The organism is Streptococcus sp. SI1, from assembly GCF_030439945.1.
In the GTDB taxonomy this organism is placed as follows: Bacteria; Bacillota; Bacilli; order Lactobacillales; family Streptococcaceae; genus Streptococcus; species Streptococcus intermedius.
In genome coordinates, this window is record NZ_JAQFJE010000008.1 from 73,474 (window position 1) to 94,591 (window position 21,118).

Here is a 21,118-nt window from a genome sequence, read left to right on the forward strand (position 1 = left end):
AAACAGCTCCCTAGAGCTAGGGAGCTTTTGACTTCTTAAAAGAAGTGCCCGATATTATAATAACGCAGAATAAATTTTTTGTCAAATAAGAACAGAAGCAAACGTTAGTGGACTTAACTATTCTTCATCCTCTGAATCTACCTCATCATCTGAGTACTCCTCATCTTCTTCATTGAGTTCGACTTCTTCATCTAAATCATCAGGTGCAATTTCGTTAATTTCAGCATCGTAAGCTTCCACTTCGCTTTTCTCATCGTCTGGATTGTCCTCGTCATAATTGAGAGCAGGATCCGCTTCGTATGAATCTTCGTCTTCTGGATCATCGTCATTATAGTCAATGGCGTTTTCATCTCCGTCCATAAAGGCATTCACACGTTTCTTCTTCCGTTTCTTAGGAGCTTCTTCATTATCTTCTTCAAGTGTAATGATTTCTTCATCTACTTCGTCAATGGCATACCAGGAACGCAAGCCCCATTTGTTATCCCCTAGAGAAATAAAACTACCGTCCACATTCAATTCTGTATAAAAGAGTGGCAATGCTTCACGAATATCACTATTTGATTTTTCAAGGTAATTTTGAATTTCATTGACAAGATCGTTAAAATACATTTCATGATGACGACCACGTGTCTCTAAGATAGCACGTGCCACTTCAATCATAGAAAGCTCACTTTTTTCTTGTCCAGCAAATACTTCTAATTCCAAAGTTGATCTCCTTCTAAGGTTTGAGAGCTTTTGCCCGCATTAGCTCCCAAAAATTTAATTGTTCAATTTTCGCTACTTTTTATTGTACGATAAAAATCTTCTTTCGTCAAAAGAATTTTACCCTCCATTCAATAAAATCACTCTTTTTCACCAACACGATTTCTACTTTTATATAAAAAGAAGCAAAAAGGCAATTCAGCCGAACCTCCGACTGAACTTGCCTTATGTCTCATTAGATTATTTTACTGTCGCAGTACTTGTAATCAATTCAACGGCTTTTTTAATAGCAATATCATGTTTCAACATATCTGCTGAAAGAAGTTGCCGAACACGCTCTACTTCCATATTGTAGTCAGTTGCAAGTGATGAAATTTCTGATTCAATATCTTCATCGCTCGCTTCAAATCCTTCTGCTTTTGCAACAGCTTCAATCACAAGATTAGTCCTAGTACGTTTTTCGGCATCAGCTTCATGTTGCTTGTGAAGATCTTCTTGGGTTGTGCCAGTAATTTGGAAATACATATCTGGTGAAATACCTTGTCGTTGCATATTTCCAAGAAACTCATTTACAGAGCGATGAACTTCTTCATGAACCATTTCCTCTGGCAATTCGATAATCTCTGCATTTTCTACAGCAAGATCCAGCGCTGCAGATTCAACAGCATCGTCAAAAGCAGCTTCTTTTGACTCAGCTAATTCCTTACGATATTTTTCTTTTAATTCATCCAGTGTTTCAACATCTTCATCGATGTCTTTAGCAAGTTCATCATCCAATGCTGGAACTTCTTTTTCTTTGACTTCGTGAATTGTGGTTACGAACTTAGCATCTTTACCAGCAAGGTCTGTTGCCTGATAGTCTTCTGGGAATGTTACATTTACTTCCACTGTTTCACCAGCAGCATGCCCAACCAATTGATCTTCAAAGCCTGGAATGAATTGACCGCTTCCAAGCTCCAGTGAGAAGTTATCTCCTTTTCCACCATCAAATTCAACACCATCAACTGTTCCAACAAAATCAATTACAACTGTATCACCATTAGCAGCCTTATCTTCTTTCAATACAAGTTCTGCTAAGTTATTACGTTCACGTTCAATTTTTGCATCTACATCTGCATCAGATACTTCTTTAGAGACATCAACAGATACTTCTAAGTTTTTATATTCACCTAATTTTACTTCAGGTTTTGTAACCACTTCAGCAGTAATCGTCCAATCTTGACCTTTTTCCATAGACGTCACATCAAATTGTGGTTGAGCGACAACTTCAATTTCTGCTTCTTTAACTGCCGCCTCATAGGCAGCTGGGAGAAGAGCATTCAGCGTGTCTTGGTAAAGAGCTTCTTCCCCAAATCTTTGGTTAAACACTGGCCGTGGAAGATGACCTTTACGGAAACCTGGTACATTCAGATTTTTCTTAACTGAGTTAAATACGCGATCCAATTCTGGCTTGATTTGTTCTTGACTAATTGTAAATGTCAAAACTCCGCGATTTGTTTCTTTGCTTTCAAATGATACAGACATTCTGTCATTTCTCCTTAAAATTTATTGAATACAATCAATTATACCATAAATACACATTAATTCACAAATTTTCTAATGAAAATTTGCCATTTCCCAACAACTTGCTGATTTTTCGCTTTACACTTTCCGGATTTTATCCTTTTGGTAAGTAGCTCGTGCTCCGCCGATGAGTTTTGGTCGGCTGGCAAGTGCAGTCACATGCGCTTCTCCGAGTTCTCTCAAAATTGGTCGTACCGGAATTTGGACGTGCTTAATATGCATACCAATTGCCGTATCTCCGACGTCCATCCCTGCTTGAGCCGTAATAAATTCCACTTCAACTGGGTTGTTCATATATTTAAAAGCTGCTAATTGACCACTTCCACCAGCATGAAGAGTTGGCAGAACATTGACAATTTCCAAGTTTTGTTTTTGCGCCAATTCTTTCTCCACGACCAAAGCGCGATTCACATGTTCACAGCCCTGAACCGCCAAGTAAATTCCGCGAACTGACAACGTATCCAACATAGTTTTGACAATAGCTTCTCCCACTTCTTGACTGGAATTTTTCCCAATATGCCCTCCAGTCACCTCACTAGATGACAAACCAAGGACAAAAATATCACCTGAAGAAAGTGCCGATTTCTCTAAAATATCTGCCAAAATGGTTTCAGTTTGTTTTTTCAATTCTTGTAAATCCATCATTCCACCTCTTTTTATCCTTATCATAAACCATTCTAAACATTTTTACAAATAAACATTTAAAAAGAGTGGAGCAAAAATCACTTTCGCTGCTCCACTACTCCCACGTAGATTGCTAAGTCAGACATTAGCCTTTGTTTGACAAAAAATTAAAGATACTCTTGATTACTGCACTTCATTCTAAAAATCTAGGTAATTTCACCTCAAAATCTTCAATCATACTTTCCTAAAATATCGGTCATCACCTTATTTAAGATAGCTCCAACAAGCATCCCCAAAGTGTTTTGACAAAAGTTAGGAAACACTTCTGGGAAAGCTGCTCCCCAACCGTGCATGATAGTAGATGCGAGAGCGTATCCTCCTACCATAACAAGAGTAGCTAATAGCAAGCCGAGATAGCGACTTTTCCCTTTCAAACCTGCAAAATATCCTTGTAGGCCATGAAAAAGCAAGCTAAAAAACATCCACTGTGGATAGCCAGAAATCAAATCAATGAGAAATCCAGCTAAACCACCAACAATTGCTCCTTCTTTTCTACCAAAGTAAAAAGCAGTAAAGAAAATCCCCGCATCAAGGAACGTTAAAATCCCCGTCGGTGTTGGAATTTTTAAATAGTAGCCCAAAACAACTGTCAACGCAGCAATCATGGATAAAAGGACAAGTCTATACGTCTGATTCTTTTTCATATTGAACGACCCCATATTGATCTGAGTATTGGATAGCTTGGTAAACAAATTCTTTTGAAATTTGAACCGCTTCAAAAGTGGATTTTCCTAGCAAAAGCTGACTGGCAATGCTGGAAGCAAAGGTACAGCCAGCACCTGTGTTATTGTTGTCTAAAACAGGTGATTCCAGAATTTGAAATTGCTCTCCATTATAAAAAACATCAACTGCTTTTTGAGAATCTAGACGATTCCCTCCTTTGATAACAACAGTCTTAGCCCCTAAGGAATAGAGAGTTCTAGCCGCTTCTTTTACGTCTTCCACCGTTCGCAACTCTTTTTGAACCAAGAGCTCAGCTTCTGGCAAATTTGGTGTGATAATGCTGGCATAAGGGAAGAATTTTAGTAATTCATCTCGAAGTGCCGAGACCTCAACGTCATGATTTTCTTTACAAACTAAGACAGGATCCAGTACAACTGGAATATCAACATGAGCTTTCACAAAATCTAAAGCTAAATCTGCCAGCTCTACATTTGGCAAAAGGCCTAGCTTAACGGCTGAAAAAGGCACATTTTTGAGAGAATCGAGCTGCTGAGCAAAGACCGTTGTATCTACCGGAAGAACCTCAAAACCTTGCTTTGTCATAGCTGTTAAGCAAGTTACTGCTACAAAACCATGAAGCCGGTTGACTGTATAAGTTGCTAAATCAGCATGTAAGCCACCACCACTAAAAATATCATTCCCTGATATAGCTAAAATATAATTATTCTTCATACCGTATCTCCTTTAGATAAAGTCCGTTTGGAGCCGCTGTTGGACCAGCCAAATGACGATCTTGCTCTATTAAAATTCTATCAATCTGCTCAACAGGCATTCGTCCATTCCCAATTTTCAGCAATGTTCCAACCATATTGCGAATTTGCTTATATAAAAATCCATTACCAGAGAAGGTAAAAATCAGAAAATTACGATTTTCATCAAACTCTAAACGGGCTCTTGTAATTGTTCGAACTTTATTTTCTACACTAGTCCCTGAAGCTGTAAATCCCGTAAAATCATGAGTTCCTTCTAGCTTTACGATTGCTTTTTCCATCAGTTTCAAATCAAGTGGATAAGGATAATGTGTTGCATAATGACGCATCATGGGATTTTTAGGGCGTCCAATATCTACTATAAATTCATAGGTTTTGCTATGTTTCCTATATCTGGAATGAAACTTATCATCCACCTCTTCTACGCTAATAAAATCAATGTCTTCTGGCGTCTGTGTATCAAGAGCAAAACGTAGCTTTTCTTCATCTCTTTTTTGTGGCAAATCAAAATGAATGACTTGTCCCAAAGCGTGAACGCCACTGTCCGTGCGTCCAGCTCCATGGATAACAACTTGTTTTCCACTATTGATTTTGATCAAGGTCTTTTCAATTTCTTCCTGCACACTACGTTCATGAGGTTGTCGCTGAAAACCAGCAAAGTCATGGCCATCATAAGAAATAATCGCTTTATATCGTGTCATGTGTTTATTGTAACAAGAAAAAATGCCCATCGCAAGACTATAAAAGTCAAACTGTATGGGTACAGTTTGACTTGACAACATTAACGAAAGAATATACAATAAAGCAACTAAGGAGAAATAAATGCCAGCAGATATTAGTTACACAAATGGACAGCAGCGTTTTCGCTATCGAGTAGCTGCTATCATTATTGAAGAAGAAGCTGTTTGCTTTATACAAAACACTACCGAAGACTATGCCTACTCCGTTGGTGGAGCCGTTCAATTTGGTGAAACAACAGAAGAGGCTGTCTTGCGAGAAATTATAGAAGAAACGGGACAGCAGTATGCAATTGATCGTTTGCTTTGTCTTCATGAAAATTTCTTTTCAAATTCAAGTGGTGTTTTAACAGGACTAGATTGTCATGAGATTTGCCTATACTATCTTATGAAATCTAAAGGGAAACAATTTCAAAACCAAATAGGGAATGAACAGGTTTACTGGATTCCTATTCAAGAATTAGAAAATTACAAGGTATTTCCAAATTTCATTCCGCACATTTTAAACGAATTAAATTCGGGCGTGCAACACATCATTACAAGAAATATAGCACAGTAAAACGGGGAACAGTGTGATCCCCGTTTATTTCATTCTCCTTCAAAAGCATCTTTCATTTTATCAAAGAAGCCCTTTTTCTTTGGATTGACTTTAATATCACCAGCTTCTGCAAACTCTTTCAGCGCTGCTTTTTGACGATCGTTGAGGCCAGTCGGCGTCACAACATTGACAGTTACATACTGGTCACCCATGCTTCCACCGCGCAGACTCGGTGCTCCCTTACCACGCAGACGGAATCGTTTGCCAGTCTGTGTTCCTTCTGGGATATTCAGCTCCACATCCCCGTGAACAGTTGGAATATCCACACTGTCACCAAGAGCTGCTTGGACAAAGTTGAGATTGAGCTTGTAGTAAATGGTAGAGCCATCTCGCTCAAACTTGTCGCTCGGCTCAACTTGGACCACGACATAAAGGTCACCATAAGGACCACCATTAAAGCCTGCTTCACCTTGACCAGACAGACGAACCTGCTGACCAGTTTCAACACCTGCTGGGATTTTTACATGGACACTATGAGCTTGTTTTTCATGCCCTGTTCCGTGACAGGTTTGGCAAGGTTCTTTAATTTCTTGCCCTCGCCCATGACAGACATCACAAGTTACTTGGCGACGCATCATACCAAGAGGAGTTTGCGTATCAACATTAATCACTCCTGCTCCGTGACAGCGACTACAAGTGACTGGACTAGTTCCTGGTTTCGCACCCGAACCATGACAAGTATGGCAGGTAGCCTCACGATGATATTTAATTTCTTTATCTGTACCAAAAATGGCTTCTTCAAACTTCAGGTTGACCCGATATTGAAGGTCATCCCCTTGACGAGGTGCATTCGGGTTGCGAGTTGAACCACCTCCGCCAAAGAAGCTAGAAAAAATATCTTCAAAACCACCAAAGCTAGAACCATCAAAGCCTCCGAAACCGCCAGTTCCACCGCCGAAGCCGCCATTAGCACCTGCGGTACCATATTGATCATAAGCTGCCCGTTTTTGCTCATCGCTCAAGGTTTCATAAGCCTCTTGGACTTCTTTATATTTTTCTTCAGCACCTGATTCTTTATTGATGTCCGGATGATACTTTTTAGATAATTTCCGATAGGCTCTCTTGATCTCGTCTTGAGAAGCATTCTTGGAGACGCCTAGACGGTCATAATATTCTGTATTGTTCATGTAAGATACCAAGACCGTAAAATTCAACTGAAAAATAGGAAATCAGGTGACGGAGTGATGCTCCTAGGCTGATTTCTCTTTTTTCTGAGAATTTAGGTCGGGTTCAGTTCCTTTCTAATTTAGTACAAGAAAGAACCGGAAGTTTCCATTCCAATTTCTTTCTTACCGAAAAACAGAGGCTGGGCTGCAACCTCTGGATTTCTTCTTATCATTACGACCTTCTGAAACAAAGTCGATTACACTTTGTTTTAGAAGTAGTACAGCGTTTAGGCAAGGCGCCATAGCGATTGCCGTAGGAATGACAATCACTTTAGTGATTAATCATTCTTAACGAGTTAGGCTGTATTGAGTTTCGGCTAAAAACTTCGGAAAAAAGATAAGCTATCTTTTGTGCATCGCACAAGGTGATGGCTTCCTATTTTTCTTTCGTTTTCCTAACGCCTCAACATCTTACTTTTCCGTAAACTCTCCGTCTACGACATCATCACCTTTGTTATCGCCTGTATTTGCTTGATTTGCACCTTCTGCTCCTGCTTGGGCTTGCTGAGCAGCAGCAGCTTGTTCGTAAAGTTTCATTGCTAGAGCTTGGGCTTTTTCGTTAAGAGCTTCCAATTTCGCTTTCATGTCGTCCAAGTTGTTGTCTTCTTGGGCTTTCTTAAGGTCATCAAGGGCAGTTTGAGCAGCATCACGTTCTGCATCGAAGCCTTTTCCTTCAGTTTCCTTGATAGTTTTTTCAGTCGCAAAGATTGCTTGGTCTACTTCGTTACGAAGGTCAACTTCTTCCTTACGTTTCTTATCTGCTTCAGCGTTTGCTTCTGCATCCTTCATCATACGGTCAATTTCTTCGTCTGTCAAACCTGAGTTAGATTGGATAACAATTGTTTGTTCTTTTTGAGTTCCAAGGTCTTTGGCCTTAACAGATACGATACCGTTCTTATCAATGTCAAAGGTTACTTCGATTTGAGGGATTCCGCGAGGAGCAGCTGGGATATCTGTCAATTGGAAACGCCCCAGAGTCTTGTTATCCGCTGCCATTGGGCGTTCACCTTGAAGAACGTGGATATCAACGGCTGGTTGGTTGTCTGCTGCAGTTGAGAAGACTTGTGATTTAGAAGTCGGAATCGTTGTGTTGCGGTCAATCAGTTTAGTGAAGACACCACCCATTGTTTCGATACCAAGTGACAATGGTGTTACGTCAAGCAGGACAACGTCTTTGACATCACCAGTAATGACACCACCTTGGATAGCAGCACCCATAGCAACTACTTCGTCAGGGTTTACTGATTTGTTTGGTTCTTTACCAGTTTCAGCCTTAACAGCTTCTACAACAGCTGGGATACGAGTTGACCCACCAACCAAGATAACTTCGTCAATTTCTGACAAGCTCAAACCTGCGTCAGAAAGAGCACGGCGAACTGGTTCTTTTGTACGGTCTACAAGGTCACGCGTTAAATCATCAAATTTTGCACGAGTCAGAGTCATTTCCAAGTGGAGAGGTCCAGCGTCACCAGCTGTGATGAACGGCAAGCTGATTTGCGTAGAAGTCACACCTGAAAGGTCTTTCTTAGCCTTTTCAGCTGCATCTTTCAAACGTTGCACAGCCATCTTATCATTTGACAAGTCGATGCCGTTCTCTTTCTTAAACTCAGCTACCATGTAGTCAATAATCTTTTGGTCAAAGTCGTCACCACCGAGTTTGTTGTCACCAGCAGTTGCCAATACATCAAAGACACCATCACCCAACTCAAGGATTGAAACGTCAAAGGTACCACCACCAAGGTCGAATACCAAGATTTTTTCTTCTTTATCTTGTTTGTCAAGACCGTAAGCAAGGGCTGCTGCAGTTGGTTCGTTGACGATACGCTCTACTTCAAGACCAGCGATTTTACCAGCGTCTTTTGTTGCTTGACGTTGCGCATCGTTAAAGTAAGCAGGTACTGTGATAACCGCTTTGCTTACTTTTTCACCAAGGTACTCTTCTGCATAACCTTTCAAGTATTGCAAAATCATAGCTGAGATTTCTTGTGGAGTATATTCTTTACCGTTTGCAGAAACTTTTTCAGAAGTCCCCATTTTTGATTTGATAGAAATCACTGTATCTGGGTTTGTCACTGCTTGACGTTTTGCCGCATCACCAACGATGATTTCACCATTTTTGAATGACACGACAGACGGAGTTGTGCGATTTCCTTCTGGGTTTGCGATGATTTTGCTTTCAGTTCCTTCAAGAACTGCAACTGCTGAGTTTGTTGTACCTAAGTCAATACCGATAATTTTAGACATGTGTTTTTCTCCTTGTTAATTAATTTTCTATTTTTGATATTTCCCTTAAGTGGTGGGGACGTGAGCAACTCCCTACGGGATTTCATCACTTATTTTTGAGCCTATTGTCTCAAAAATCCCCTGTTTCAGTAGCACAAGCTACTGAAACTTTCACCACGGCGGGAAATATCTTCCTTGCAAGCCTCCGGCTTGCCTCTTATCTTTCCTCATAGTTTATTGTCGTTTCGGACAAAACAAAAGATGTCAAACTTACCACTCAGTTGTAAACAACCACCATTGCTGGTCGAAGAATACGATCGTGGAGTTTGTAGCCTTTTTGGAAGACCTGCGCAATAGTGTCGGCAGGGTGCTCATCATCAGCTGGAACTGTTTGAATGGCCATGTGATAGTTATGATCAAACGTTCCGTCAGCTGCGATTTCTTCAATTCCCTCTTCCTTCAGAGCGTGAATTAAGCTTTCCTGCACCATCTCTAAACCTTTTTTGACATCATCCGTCAACCCTTCGACAGCCAGGGCTCGCTCTAAATTGTCCAACGAAGGCAAGATAGCTTTTGCCAGATCCTGACTGCGGTATCTTTGCAGCTGCTGGCGTTCTTCATTAGCGCGGCGCTGAATATTTTGCATTTCAGCGTGAGCACGGAGATATTTGTTTTCAAAATCTTCTGCACGCTCATTAGCTAGTTCTAATTCTGTTTTTTCAGGGCTTGCTGATTCAACTTGTTCAGCTGTTTCTACAGCTTCCTCTTTTACTTCTACATCTTCTGAATGTTCTTCTTGTTTATGTTTTGCCACAAGGCACCTCCTTTTTAGGAATATTTATACTATAATTAATGGACTTCATAGTGATTACTACTCAGATATCGATAAAAATCAGTCAATTTCATGGTCAGCACACGGTTGACAACATTCATCTGGCTGACCAGCCGTTGGTAGTCAAGATTGACCGGACCAACAACTGCCAGCACCCCAAAACCTCGATAAGGAATCAGGAATTTGCTGGAAATTAGTGTCAAATCAGCCAAACAGCTTTCTCTACTGTCTGCCACGCGCACGCTTTGTATCTGATCTTCAGCTAAACTATCTCGAAGCTCAAAAGCAACTTTTTGGGGCTGATCAAAGAACTGATAACTCTCTAAATCTGCAAAATCTAATAATCTTACCTTCCCAGACACAATGACATTTTCTTTGAAAATATCACTAAAGATATGCTCGAAAAGATCCAGAACATTGTCGGTCGTTGTAAAATAACGCTGGATAATCTGAGGAATCTCTGTTCGGATTTTATAGTGAATATTAAGAACTGTTTGTCCTAAAAAACGATCTTGAATCAATTCTTTCAGCTGAACCAAATCACCTCGTAGAAAATTACGAGGAATCATGAACTGGCTGGTAATCGTATTGGACTCATCTAAAGTGAAAACTGCTAAAGCTGTATGTTGGCTGAGAATCACGATGTCAAAAGCAGTCAAGCGTTGTTGACTTGGCTCTACATCAAGTGCTGCCACTGTACATCCGCTCAACATTGAAAGAACATCTGCTGCCTGTTGAAGAACATCCTCTAACTTGAAGAATTCACGATCAAATGCCTTTATCACTTCATAGAGTTCATTTTCAGCGAGACGATCAAAGGAAAGTGAATGTTTGACAAAGTATTGAAAACCTGCAACACTAGGCTTACGTCCACTTGATGTGTGTGATTTTTCTAAAAGGCCTTGTTTTTCAAGAATAGCCATATCATTACGAATCGTCGCACTGCTTGATTTGATTGACTCTTGTAGCGCTTTGGATCCGACTGGCTCGTGAGTCTTGGTAAAGATATCAATAATCAAATTCAAAATCTCATTTTGACGCTCCGTGACCACGGCATCACCTCCAATCAAGATTCCAATCTCAATTAGCACTCAATCACCTCGAGTGCTAACTCATGATTCTATTATACACTCTTCTACTCCAAAGTCAAGACAAAAACTCAAAAAATTAGCACTCTTTTTACAAGAGTGCTAAAAATCAGTCTGGCGACCTAGATTAGTCGTCCAGAATTTGCAAATGGCGCATCAAATAGAAAGAAAGTCCTGCAAAAAGAAGCAACCAAAGTAGCAGAGCCAAAAATTCTCCGCTCCATAAATGGAAATGAGCCCAACCTTTCATATAACTAGTAAATAGACCCATAAAGCTATAACGCAACACCTTAAATAAATCCTCACTCATATTTGAAAACATAGGAATAAATGTCGCCAAGAGCATAGCTGGAACACTAAGAGATTGTGCCATGACCTGATTTTTACAAAATAGACCAACCATTAAAAAGAAGAAAATTAAGACTAGCATGGTCAATAAGAGAACCAAACTATAGCTAAATACATGATTAGAAAGCTTAGCTCCTACCAAAATTGGGGTAATGACAATATAAAAAATTCCAATAATCGCTGGCCAGATTAAGACAGAGAGAATGTATTGACCAGCTGTCACACCAGCCAAGCGCAAACTTTGCAAATTATGTTTTTCTCTCTCCTCAGCTAGAATGATGATAATGGGCGTCCCAACAGACATAGCTAAGGAAAATGGCAGCGAGATATTGAGCAGCATCATAGCCAGTCTATCTGCTCCTAGTTCTTGACCTGCTCCATTTAGAGAAAACATAAATTTATAGAGAAAAATGAGGAAAATCGGCATGAAAACCTGCAATAGAATACTTTTATTAGCTAGTGTCACTTGACCTCTCAGCCAAATCATACCTTTTAACTTACTAGACATTTAAGGTACCTCCTGTCAAAGTGATGAAAACATCTTCCAAAGTTGGTTCGCAAGAATGAATACTAATGACATTTGATAGGTTCACCCCACCTTGCAGTTCCTCAAGGGCCACCGTCTTAGTTGATAAATCCGCATACTCTAAGCAAACTTTCTTATCTGTATTATACTTTTGGATAATATCATGCGGACTGCCTATTTCGACTAGTTTCCCTTTACTTAGCAAGGCCAAGCGATCACACAAAAGAGTAGCTTCCTGCATATCATGAGTCGTCAGAAAAATAGTTGTCCCCTGAGCCTTTAGTTCCAATAGTAATTCGTGAATAGTGCGAGAGGTTGACGGATCCAAGCCACTAGTCGGCTCATCCAAGAAGAGCAGTTTAGGTCGATTAATCAAGGCACGAACCAGTAACATGCGCTGCTTCATGCCGGTAGATAGTTTTTCAGCTACCTTGTTGCGGCTATCATAGAGCCCCACTTTTCGGAGAAGTTTATCGACTTCTGTCATCTTAACACCAAAGAGCATAGCATAGGCCTTGAGATTTTTATAAAGTGACATCTTTTCATAAAAACCGCTAGCATCGCTGACAATCCCTATCTGCTCCAGCACTTCTGCCTTTAAATCCTCAACTGGTGCAGACAGCACATAGGCTGTTCCAGCGTCAGCAGATAACTGACCAGTCAAGATATTGATGGTCGTAGTTTTACCAGATCCAGACGGTCCTAGGAAGCCAAAAATTTCTCCCTCTTGGATGGAAAAATCGATTCCTGCCAAGGCTTCTTGTTCCTTAAACTTCTTTTTCAAGCCTTGCACTTCAATAATCGTCTTTTTCATTGTTTCCCTCACTTTCAAAACAGTATTTAACAAAACTGCAATCAGTCTTTCAGTTCCTGCTTCATTTTCCAGAAACTCAAACCAATATGAAGCAGTTGACAGAACAGAATGAGCAATATAACACAGTCTATTGCTAAGATTGATTTGAATAATAGACTTGCTTTCAAACTCTTCTGGAAAATATCTAGAATGAGATAGGTAGTGACACACAAAACCATAATAGCTGGCAAAAATCGCCATATAAGCAAACGCTTGACCATTTCTAGCTTAGACCATGCGTCATTATAGATTTCAAGATCGCTGTCTGCATCAAGCTGAGAAACTGGCTTGCGGAAATAAGAAAATTGATTAAAGTTTGTAATATGCTCCCAGCCACAATCCTCAAACAGTTGATAATAGGGTTCTTGTTCCGCTTTCTTTATGGGGCGAAAATCTAATTGATAGGCCACTTCCTGAGGCAGACATGCTTCAAAGGTATAGCGAACTGCAACAAGAAAGGGAGAATAACTTACTTTTTTCAATTTCCAGCCTTGGCTATGCATGTCTTTTAAATAAACCGCTTCTCTGTCATAGTCTGCAATGGTAAAGATTTTATAGACAATTTTCTTTTCCATCAAACTTCCTCCTTACTATTGCGATAAAGGCGCTCAATCCGCTGGATTTCCAACTCTAAAATCTGTCTTCCAAGCTTCGTGATAGAATACAGTTTTCTCTTTTCTTCCTCGCGAACAAAGGCTATCAGACCATCTTTTTCCATCTTTGCCAAGGTTCCGTACATGGTTCCTGGGCTAATAGATAGCTGTCCTTCTGTCAATTGCTTGACTTTTTGAGTAATACTGTAACCGTGCCTCTCTTTCTGAAGACAGAAGAGGATATAAAAACCTGTCTCTGTCATAGGCGCATAGACCCGCCTAAGCTTTTCTGTTAACTCACTCACTTTTTACCTCACTTTTATCTCGATATATCGAACCTTGATATAAAAATTATATCGCAGTCCGATATAGTTGTCAAGAATTTAGAAATATTTTTTACAGAAAGTGATTCGTTTTTATCTTTTAATACTTGTAGCTTTAAGTCAGAAGCATAAGTGATTATAGAGCTGCATCCTGATAAATCAGCATAAAAAAAAGCCAGGAAAACCTGACTTGCTTTTTTATTTCCCCGCTGCTTTAAGTAGGGCGATATATTCTTCCAGAACCAGATTGTGCTTCTGCATATACTGGGCATTCTCTACACCGACATAGCGGTAATGCCAGTTCTCAAAATCAACTCCAGTAATGGCACTCTTGCCATCCGGATAGCGAAGGACAAAACCATATTGGGGAGCTAGTTGGTCAATCTTGCCTGCTAGTTCATCCTCCTGGCCTTCTGGAACACTCATATCAATAGCCAAGCCCGTTTGATACTTGCTGGCTCCTGGAAGCTGCACCTGCTTCAACACGATGCTGACTGCTTCTTCATTCGACAAGCCTTTGGTTACTTCCCCAGCAACTTTTTCGTTATAAAGTTCCCCCTGCTCTACTCGGCTGCAATAGCCAGAGATTAGAGTGTCTTGCAGAGTTATCGCTTGGGCTGCAGCTAGGAATTGCCGAGTGTTTTCACCAATGCGGCTGTCCACCTGTACCTCTCCAATCTAAGTCAGATCAGGCATCTTTTCTTCTTGCTGGTTGTCACGATTAACCAAAATCAAATTCCAGTCAGACGCCTTGGACAAATCAGACCGCGAACTCTCTGAGCTAAAAGAGCCCTTTTTAGCAGAACTACTAAACAATCCCGAAAACTGAATCTTACCAAGAAGGTTCTAAAACAGGGAGGAACGGCAATAAATCGCCGTTCCTCCAGCTGCCAGACACAAGACAATTAACAGCAGAACTGTTAACCCAATATGCTTAGGCTTCGATTTTCTCTGCGATGTTTAGCGTGTTTCAACTTCTTCCTCCATTACTTTGGCACCAGTCTCTCGATAAGACATATCTCCGACACAGTCAATGGTAAACTGGCCATCTTCATAACCAATAACAGTCACACTGCCATTATCTAAACCATGCGGTCTCGTTTGGTTAATGAGATACACAAAGGTTCCGATGGTCATACCATGACTAACAATTAAAGCATTCCCCCCACCAGCAGCTTCTATTTCTTTAGCAATATCTGAAAATCCTGTCCAAATGCGACCACTCAATTGTTCCCAACTTTCAGCCCAACCTGCAGTATCTACTTCTACTAGGCCTTCAGCCAACTCAGGATAACTCAATTGATGAACATGCTCTACGTTAAAAACACGGGGCATTACTCCCATAAACAGTTCACCATCATAGGCTCCATCAAAACTACCAAAACACCATTCACGGATTCGTTTATCTGTGCGATAAGGAATGCGCTCTGTCAAGCCAAGTTCCTCTAAAATAATCCCCATAGTTTGTATGGTTCGTCCACTGTCGCTAGAAAAGGCTTTTAAAAATTGAAGCTTGGATTCACGCAGTCCAATTCCAAGTTCACGAATCCCACGTTCTCCTACATCAGTCAAAGGCGTATCAGACCAGCCTTGTGCCCGACCAATGGTGTTAAACATCGTTTTCCCATGGCGAACAATATATAATTTTGTCTTTGCCATATTTCACCTCCGTTTTTCTTACTACATTATATCACTTTTTATAGAAAATCATTTGCGAGATGAATGAAAAAGGAATGAGACTGAATTAAAATTTGATTTTTTTAGTTCATAGTCTCACCCTAACATGATTCAAATAGTCTACTAACCTATCTGAAGTTGTCAATAGGGAAACGGCATTTTCTTTATTAAATCTATTTCCAAACTTGAAGGCCAAAAGTTTCTCTGTAGTCTCACAGAAGATCTTTAAGCAACTAGCAGCTATATCCATCATCTACTTTAAAGCGAGGAAGCATTTCAGTCTCTCTTAATTATTTTTGTCCCTCCAATATCTTAGCACCTACTTGACGGTAAGACAGGTCTCCTAATGTTTGAATGGTGATTTTTCCATTTTCATACTCTATGACCGTTACGCTGCCATTTGTACACCAGGATTTAAGATAATCGATGGATCAATCAAACAAGCGAAAGTACCGATTGTCATGCTGTGACTAACAACCAGAGCATTGCCTCCGCCAGAACTTTCTACATCTTTTGCAATAGCTGCAAATCCTTCTAAAATCGACCGCTCAACTGTTCCCAAGTCTCTGACCAGCTGGCCGTGTCCACCTCTCCTAGACCATCTGCCAACTCCTACAAGCTTAGTTTCTTATAATCTTCTACATCAAGCACTCGTGGAATCACACCATGAAAAAGATCGCCACCATAAGCTCCATCAAAACTACCAAAACACCACTCGCGGATTCTTTTATCAAAAGCATAAGGGATATGACCGGTTAAGCCAAGTTCCTCCAACACAATCCCCATGGTCTGAATGGTTCGACCCGAGTCACTTGAAAATGCTTTTGAAAATGTCAACCCTGATTCTCTCAGTCCAATCCTCAACTCACGAATCCCTAGTTCCCCTTCAGCAGTCAGAGGAGTATCTGATTAGCCTTGGGCTCTGCCAATGGTATTAAACATCATCTTCCCATGACGAATAATGTATAATTGTGTTTTGCCCATTTCAATATCGCTTTCAAAAGAAAAAGTCTGTCATACAGACCTTTTTAATTTTTAAAACTGTGAATCGGTGCTGGAATTTGGCCACCACGCGCAATAAAATCAGCTGACGAAGCCTGATTGACCTTCATGACCGGAGCCGTTCCCAAGAGCCCGCCAAATTCAATCATATCGCCTTCCTTGCCTTTTGGAATAATCCGCACCGCTGTCGTTTTCTGGTTGACAACACCGATAGCAGCTTCATCTGCAATCATAGCCGCAATAGTCTCAGCAGGCGTTGACGCAGGAATCGCAATCATATCCAACCCAACTGAGCAAATAGCTGTCATAGCCTCTAATTTTTCTAAGTTGAGAGACCCATTTTGAACTGCTGCAATCATCCCTTCATCTTCTGACACCGGAATGAAAGCACCAGATAAACCGCCAACTTGATTACAAGCCATAACACCGCCTTTTTTCACTTGATCATTGAGCAGAGCTAAAGCTGCAGTCGTCCCATGCGTACCAACCGTTTCTAATCCCATTTCTTCCAAAACACGAGCCACTGAATCACCAATGGCTGGTGTTGGCGCTAAACTCAAATCAACAATTCCAAACTTGACACCTAGTCGTTCACTAGCCATCTGTCCGACCAATTGACCAATCCGCGTGATTTTAAAGGCTGTTTTCTTAACTGTTTCTGCAACCACATCAAAACTTTCACCACGAACTTTTTCAAGAGCTCGCTTGACAACACCAGGACCAGAAACCCCAACATTGATGACTACATCCGCTTCACCGACACCGTGAAAAGCTCCTGCCATGAAAGGGTTATCCTCAACTGCATTCGCAAAAACAACTAATTTCGCAGCTCCCATATCAGAAAGTTCAGCTGTTTCCTTAATAATCCGTCCCATATCTGCAACTGCCGTCATATTAATACCACTTTTTGTTGAACCGATATTGACAGAGGAGCAAACCTTATCCGTCTCTGCTAAAGCTCGTGGAATGGAACGGATAAGGATTTCATCTCCTTTTTGATAACCCTTTTGCACCAGAGCAGAAAAACCACCGATAAAGTCCACGCCGATTTCTTTGGCTGCTTGATCCAAAGCCTTAGCCAACGGAAGATAATCTGTTGCATCCGTAGCCGCCCCAATCAGAGAAATTGGTGTCACTGAGACCCGCTTGTTGACGATGGGAATCCCGAGCTCTGCTGCAATTTCGTCCCCAACTGCCACCAGATTTTTAGCTTTGGTCGTGATCTTTTGGTAAATCTTCTCCGCCGCCCGTTCAATATTTGTGTCAATACAGTCTAAGAGTGAAATGCCCATGGTAATGGTTCGAATATCAAAATTCTGTTCTTCAATCATGGCAATCGTTTCAGTAACTTGCTTTATATCCATTTTGCACCTCTGTTAAATATTGTACATGGCATCAAAAATCGCTGCACTCTGAATATTAATTTTCACATGGAGAGTCTCACCAAAGGTTTCAAATTCATTGCGAAGAGCTGCAAAATCCTTCTTCTCATCACTTGAAACAACAGCCATCATCGTGAAAAATTCATCTAAAACCGTTTGAGAAATATCATCAATATTCAAACCAAGTTCGGCAATCTTGCTAGAAACTCCTGCCACAATTCCTGTTCTATCCTTACCAACGACCGTAATAATTGCTTTCATCTTTTACTCCAATCAACACACTTTTTCCTATTGTAGCACAAGTAAATGAAATTTGCATAGACCAACAGAGAAAATATGCCTTTTGGCCTTCAGATTTTACTCAATCGTTATCAATCAATCGTTGATTCTTTCCAATGAACACTACAATCCAGCACTTGTTGCTTTTCTTCTTGATAACGTCCCTCAATCTGATCAATCAAAATCTTAGTTGCCTGCTGCCCTTCTTCAAAAGCTGGTTGCACAATTGTCGTGATGCTCGGCGAAGATAAACTCGTCCATTCTGTATTATCAAAACCAATCAAGCTCACATTTGGCATGACAAAATTCAAGTCTTTCATAACGGTAAACACAAGCGGCAAAGCCCAACAATTGGGTGCAAAAACTAACGTTTTCTCTTCTGGATTGATTTCCCTTTGCAGAAATTCTTTCATTTTATCCAAGTCCGTGTGCTTGTCCTCAATGATTAGACTTGTATATTCAAAGTTAGAATCAGCCAAAGCATCCATAAAACCACTAGCCCGTTCAATCCGTGTACTCAATCGACTAATATCTGCTGTGATAAGGATATATTTCTCATACCCCTTCGCAACGCAGGCTTGCGTCACATCATATACTGCATCATAATTGTTAGTCTTAACCCAATTAGTCCGGTGCTCGTACAACTGACTATCAAAAAAGACCATTTTCTTCTTTTTTTCATCAATAATACGCGAATACTTGCGGAAATTAGACGTTGGCTGAATAATAAACCCATCCACTCCTAAAAGAAGCATACTTTCTATATACTTATCTTCACTTTCTTGATTGTAATTACTATTCCCAATCATAACCTGATAGCCATTTTGATGTGCGATATCCTCAATTCCTTTGACAATTTGATTGGAAAAACTATTAGTGATGTCACCAATCAACACACCGATCAATTTGGTTCGTTTAGAGTTGAGACTTCGCGCTACAATACTAGGCTTATAATTGGTTTCTTCAATAACCCTTTTAATCTTGTCCCTTGTTTCTTGAGACATTTTTTCATACTTACCATTTAAATAAAAGGAGACAGTCGTTTTTGAGGTTTGAGCAAGTTCTGCAATATCTTTTATTGTAAGCTTTTTTGCCAATCTAAAGTCCCTCCTAAGCACTTATATTATAACATATTCTATTCAAAAGGAATTTCTTGAAATCCCATAAAACCAGACTTTTCTAGCATTTTAGCCTGATTTTTGTACAAGTTTTTTTGTCATAAACAACACATTTTCCTCTCATTTTCACACCATCCACTACACACAATTTTTCTCCTTTGTAAAGGTCATCATTTAATACTAAGATAAGCTTATTTGTGTGATTGTTTTCTATTTCAATTGCAAGTGCATTAGGAAGTTGACCGCCATCTGTTTGATACACTTTATGATGCTTGACAGTAAATGATTGATCCGCAATCAGAGTAGCATCAATGATTCGATCTGAAAATTCCTGTATTTTAACCAGTTTAGAACTCTCTTCTAATTCGTTGTATTTCTTCGAAATAAATGTTTTTTCTAACTCTAGCGGAATCTTACTCCAAAGCTTGAGGTTATTGACTTGACTTGGACTGTAGATAACTTGACTATCTAGTATAAATTGAGTTCGTAACTTATGATCTCCGGCACATCTAATATCGTCTATTACAAGCCAAACACCTTCTTCCAACATGATGATTTTCCGAGTATGCAAGTAAGAAGATGGATTTGAAGCAAGATAACTCCCCTCTACATAGTGAATAGCTGCGTTCTCTTGATATCCGCAAAACAAAGATTGTGGATAATTTTCGTAATCCCAAGAACCAGATACCATTTCAGGTGGTGTTTCATCAAGGATACATCCGGTGTGACTCCAAGCACTTTTTAGAACAGAACGTTCTCCTGTCTCTCTGTAGGTATAGCGACCAGAATCCACAAAAATTAGCTTGCCTTGATCCTGTAGGCAAAAGCTATTTTGATCACTGTGAGTATGGGCACTACCCATTGGTCCATTTTTGAAAAAGAAATGGCTCCGAGGTGTCTGAATACAAACCTGACCAGAATCCTTGAAAAAAGCAGTTCTTGTTCCTTGTTTTTGAGCTTTTAATGTTGCTAAACGATCAGCACCTTTTCTCCCAACCAACAGCAAACTATATGGATCTAAGTATGGATTTTTTAATGAGAGTAATTGTTCATCTTCTAAAACGAGAGCAGATAAATTCAGAATATCCCACGTATCTGTACAGTCGCTATCACCAAAAGCAATCGTCTTTCCATCCAAGCCTGTCATCATCTGAATGTAGGTAGCCATTTTTCCTAACAAAGTCGCGTACTTGTGCTTCAACTCTGGTAGCAAGATACACAATTCTAACAGAGCTTTATAAACTTCTACATGATACAAAATAGACTGCTCAAACTGGGTGCCATCTTCCAAAATTTGAATTTGTACCTGTTGCTGTAATTCTTCTATTGCAAACAGATATTCTTCTTCAATATCGAGCTGTTCTGAAAAGAAATGATAGATGGCAATCATTGGAATGGTCTGCAAAATCCCCCAATTACTGAGTGTATACTTGTCACGATAACACCTTCTCATAAAGTGAATCTGAGTTTCAAGAGAGCGGTAAATGATTTGCAACTCCTTTTCTTCCAGCAAATCCAATTCCAGTAAAAACAGCAAAATTTTCAACCAAGTAAAACAGCGAATCCCTGTATCTAAGGTTCTAGTCGTCAAAGATTGCGGAGAAAATTCCTGTACTTGCTCTATCCAATCAAAAATGAAAAACTTCAATTTTTGAATATATCGCATGTCTCCCTCAACCAAGTAACCAATAACAAAGTTCAGTAAATACTCCTGCCGATTGAGCATGTAAGCCCACTCTGGATCTTCTTCAAATAGCACTTCCCAATTCATCGGCTGAATCTGATGTTCTCTCGGACACGGCTCCATATCCCAATTTCCATCAAATAAAAAATAATGGTTGAACATTCGTTCAAGGGAGTGCTGAATGCGGCTATATTCTTCCTTTTGATAGCGAAGAATATAATGTCGATAATACTCTATATCAAAATCTTCAAAAAAAATAGTTCGTTCTTGTTTCATATTTCCTTACCTAAAAAATGGTTGATACAGT

At 40.0% G+C, this 21,118-nt stretch carries 20 protein-coding genes and 2 pseudogenes; 1 reads left to right on the plus strand and 21 read right to left on the minus strand.

What is annotated here, in order from left to right:
• Window positions 1-117: 117 nt before the first annotated feature.
• The 6 genes from rpoE to truA all read right to left on the minus strand — a co-directional run bounded on the left by rpoE (window position 118) and on the right by truA (window position 5,083).
• Entirely contained in the window at window positions 118-705 is a 588-nt protein-coding gene (gene rpoE, locus PCY10_RS09360) for a DNA-directed RNA polymerase subunit delta (RefSeq protein WP_003074392.1), read from the minus strand.
• Window positions 706-942: 237 nt separating this feature from the next.
• Window positions 943-2,226 carry a trigger factor gene (tig, locus tag PCY10_RS09365; RefSeq protein WP_009569331.1) on the minus strand — a complete coding sequence of 428 codons (1,284 nt, stop codon included), beginning with the start codon at window positions 2,224-2,226 and terminating at the stop codon, window positions 943-945.
• 117 nt (window positions 2,227-2,343) lie between these two features.
• Window positions 2,344-2,907 (minus strand): TIGR01440 family protein, encoded by a 564-nt coding sequence (locus PCY10_RS09370; protein WP_021003171.1) that lies wholly within the window; start codon window positions 2,905-2,907, stop codon window positions 2,344-2,346.
• A gap of 212 nt (window positions 2,908-3,119) precedes the next feature.
• Window positions 3,120-3,593: an ECF transporter S component gene (locus tag PCY10_RS09375; RefSeq protein WP_020999100.1), complete on the minus strand. Its 474-nt coding sequence runs from the start codon at window positions 3,591-3,593 to the stop codon at window positions 3,120-3,122.
• A complete protein-coding gene (locus tag PCY10_RS09380) occupies window positions 3,571-4,344 on the minus strand; it encodes a bifunctional hydroxymethylpyrimidine kinase/phosphomethylpyrimidine kinase (RefSeq protein ID WP_082312131.1) in 774 nt (257 codons plus the stop codon). Before PCY10_RS09380 ends, PCY10_RS09375 begins: the two co-directional genes overlap by 23 nt.
• Entirely contained in the window at window positions 4,334-5,083 is a 750-nt protein-coding gene (gene truA, locus PCY10_RS09385; protein WP_082312365.1) for a tRNA pseudouridine(38-40) synthase TruA, read from the minus strand. Before truA ends, PCY10_RS09380 begins: the two co-directional genes overlap by 11 nt.
• A gap of 121 nt (window positions 5,084-5,204) precedes the next feature.
• Between truA and PCY10_RS09390 the strand changes: the two genes are divergently transcribed.
• On the plus strand, window positions 5,205-5,678 hold the full coding sequence (locus PCY10_RS09390) for an NUDIX hydrolase (RefSeq protein ID WP_021003174.1): 474 nt from the start codon (window positions 5,205-5,207) through the stop codon (window positions 5,676-5,678).
• Window positions 5,679-5,707: 29 nt separating this feature from the next.
• Here PCY10_RS09390 and dnaJ read toward each other — a convergent pair whose 3' ends face one another.
• The 15 genes and pseudogenes from dnaJ to PCY10_RS09465 form a co-directional block, all read right to left on the minus strand.
• A complete protein-coding gene (dnaJ, locus tag PCY10_RS09395) occupies window positions 5,708-6,844 on the minus strand; it encodes a molecular chaperone DnaJ (protein ID WP_021003175.1) in 1,137 nt (378 codons plus the stop codon).
• A gap of 450 nt (window positions 6,845-7,294) precedes the next feature.
• Window positions 7,295-9,127, minus strand: a complete 1,833-nt coding sequence (gene dnaK / locus PCY10_RS09400) for a molecular chaperone DnaK (protein ID WP_021003176.1) — start codon at window positions 9,125-9,127, stop codon at window positions 7,295-7,297.
• Between the two features lie 256 nt (window positions 9,128-9,383).
• Window positions 9,384-9,920 carry a nucleotide exchange factor GrpE gene (gene grpE, locus PCY10_RS09405; protein ID WP_112384774.1) on the minus strand — a complete coding sequence of 179 codons (537 nt, stop codon included), beginning with the start codon at window positions 9,918-9,920 and terminating at the stop codon, window positions 9,384-9,386.
• Between the two features lie 35 nt (window positions 9,921-9,955).
• Window positions 9,956-10,990 carry a heat-inducible transcriptional repressor HrcA gene (gene hrcA / locus PCY10_RS09410; RefSeq protein WP_112384796.1) on the minus strand — a complete coding sequence of 345 codons (1,035 nt, stop codon included), beginning with the start codon at window positions 10,988-10,990 and terminating at the stop codon, window positions 9,956-9,958.
• Between the two features lie 163 nt (window positions 10,991-11,153).
• Window positions 11,154-11,882, minus strand: a complete 729-nt coding sequence (locus PCY10_RS09415) for an ABC transporter permease (RefSeq protein WP_112384775.1) — start codon at window positions 11,880-11,882, stop codon at window positions 11,154-11,156.
• On the minus strand, window positions 11,875-12,714 hold the full coding sequence (locus tag PCY10_RS09420) for an ABC transporter ATP-binding protein (protein ID WP_021003179.1): 840 nt from the start codon (window positions 12,712-12,714) through the stop codon (window positions 11,875-11,877). The genes PCY10_RS09415 and PCY10_RS09420 overlap by 8 nt, the downstream gene beginning before the upstream one ends.
• A gap of 41 nt (window positions 12,715-12,755) precedes the next feature.
• Window positions 12,756-13,328 (minus strand): DUF2812 domain-containing protein, encoded by a 573-nt coding sequence (locus tag PCY10_RS09425; protein WP_021003180.1) that lies wholly within the window; start codon window positions 13,326-13,328, stop codon window positions 12,756-12,758.
• Window positions 13,328-13,651 (minus strand): PadR family transcriptional regulator, encoded by a 324-nt coding sequence (locus PCY10_RS09430; RefSeq protein WP_021003181.1) that lies wholly within the window; start codon window positions 13,649-13,651, stop codon window positions 13,328-13,330. The genes PCY10_RS09425 and PCY10_RS09430 overlap by 1 nt, the downstream gene beginning before the upstream one ends.
• Before the next feature lie 216 nt (window positions 13,652-13,867).
• A pseudogene (locus PCY10_RS09435) lies at window positions 13,868-14,643 on the minus strand (D-alanyl-D-alanine carboxypeptidase family protein).
• Window positions 14,630-15,328 carry a histidine phosphatase family protein gene (locus PCY10_RS09440; RefSeq protein WP_021003182.1) on the minus strand — a complete coding sequence of 233 codons (699 nt, stop codon included), beginning with the start codon at window positions 15,326-15,328 and terminating at the stop codon, window positions 14,630-14,632. The pseudogene PCY10_RS09435 and the gene PCY10_RS09440 overlap by 14 nt, the downstream one beginning before the upstream one ends.
• Before the next feature lie 308 nt (window positions 15,329-15,636).
• Window positions 15,637-16,330, minus strand: a pseudogene (locus tag PCY10_RS09445) (histidine phosphatase family protein).
• A gap of 44 nt (window positions 16,331-16,374) precedes the next feature.
• Window positions 16,375-17,712, minus strand: a complete 1,338-nt coding sequence (locus PCY10_RS09450) for a PFL family protein (protein WP_021003184.1) — start codon at window positions 17,710-17,712, stop codon at window positions 16,375-16,377.
• Between the two features lie 12 nt (window positions 17,713-17,724).
• Window positions 17,725-17,991, minus strand: a complete 267-nt coding sequence (locus tag PCY10_RS09455; protein ID WP_003075941.1) for an ACT domain-containing protein — start codon at window positions 17,989-17,991, stop codon at window positions 17,725-17,727.
• 110 nt (window positions 17,992-18,101) lie between these two features.
• A complete protein-coding gene (locus tag PCY10_RS09460) occupies window positions 18,102-19,106 on the minus strand; it encodes a LacI family DNA-binding transcriptional regulator (RefSeq protein ID WP_003074345.1) in 1,005 nt (334 codons plus the stop codon).
• Between the two features lie 82 nt (window positions 19,107-19,188).
• Window positions 19,189-21,087, minus strand: coding sequence for a heparinase II/III family protein (locus tag PCY10_RS09465; RefSeq protein ID WP_021003185.1), 1,899 nt, complete (start codon window positions 21,085-21,087; stop codon window positions 19,189-19,191).
• Window positions 21,088-21,118: the final 31 nt, after the last annotated feature.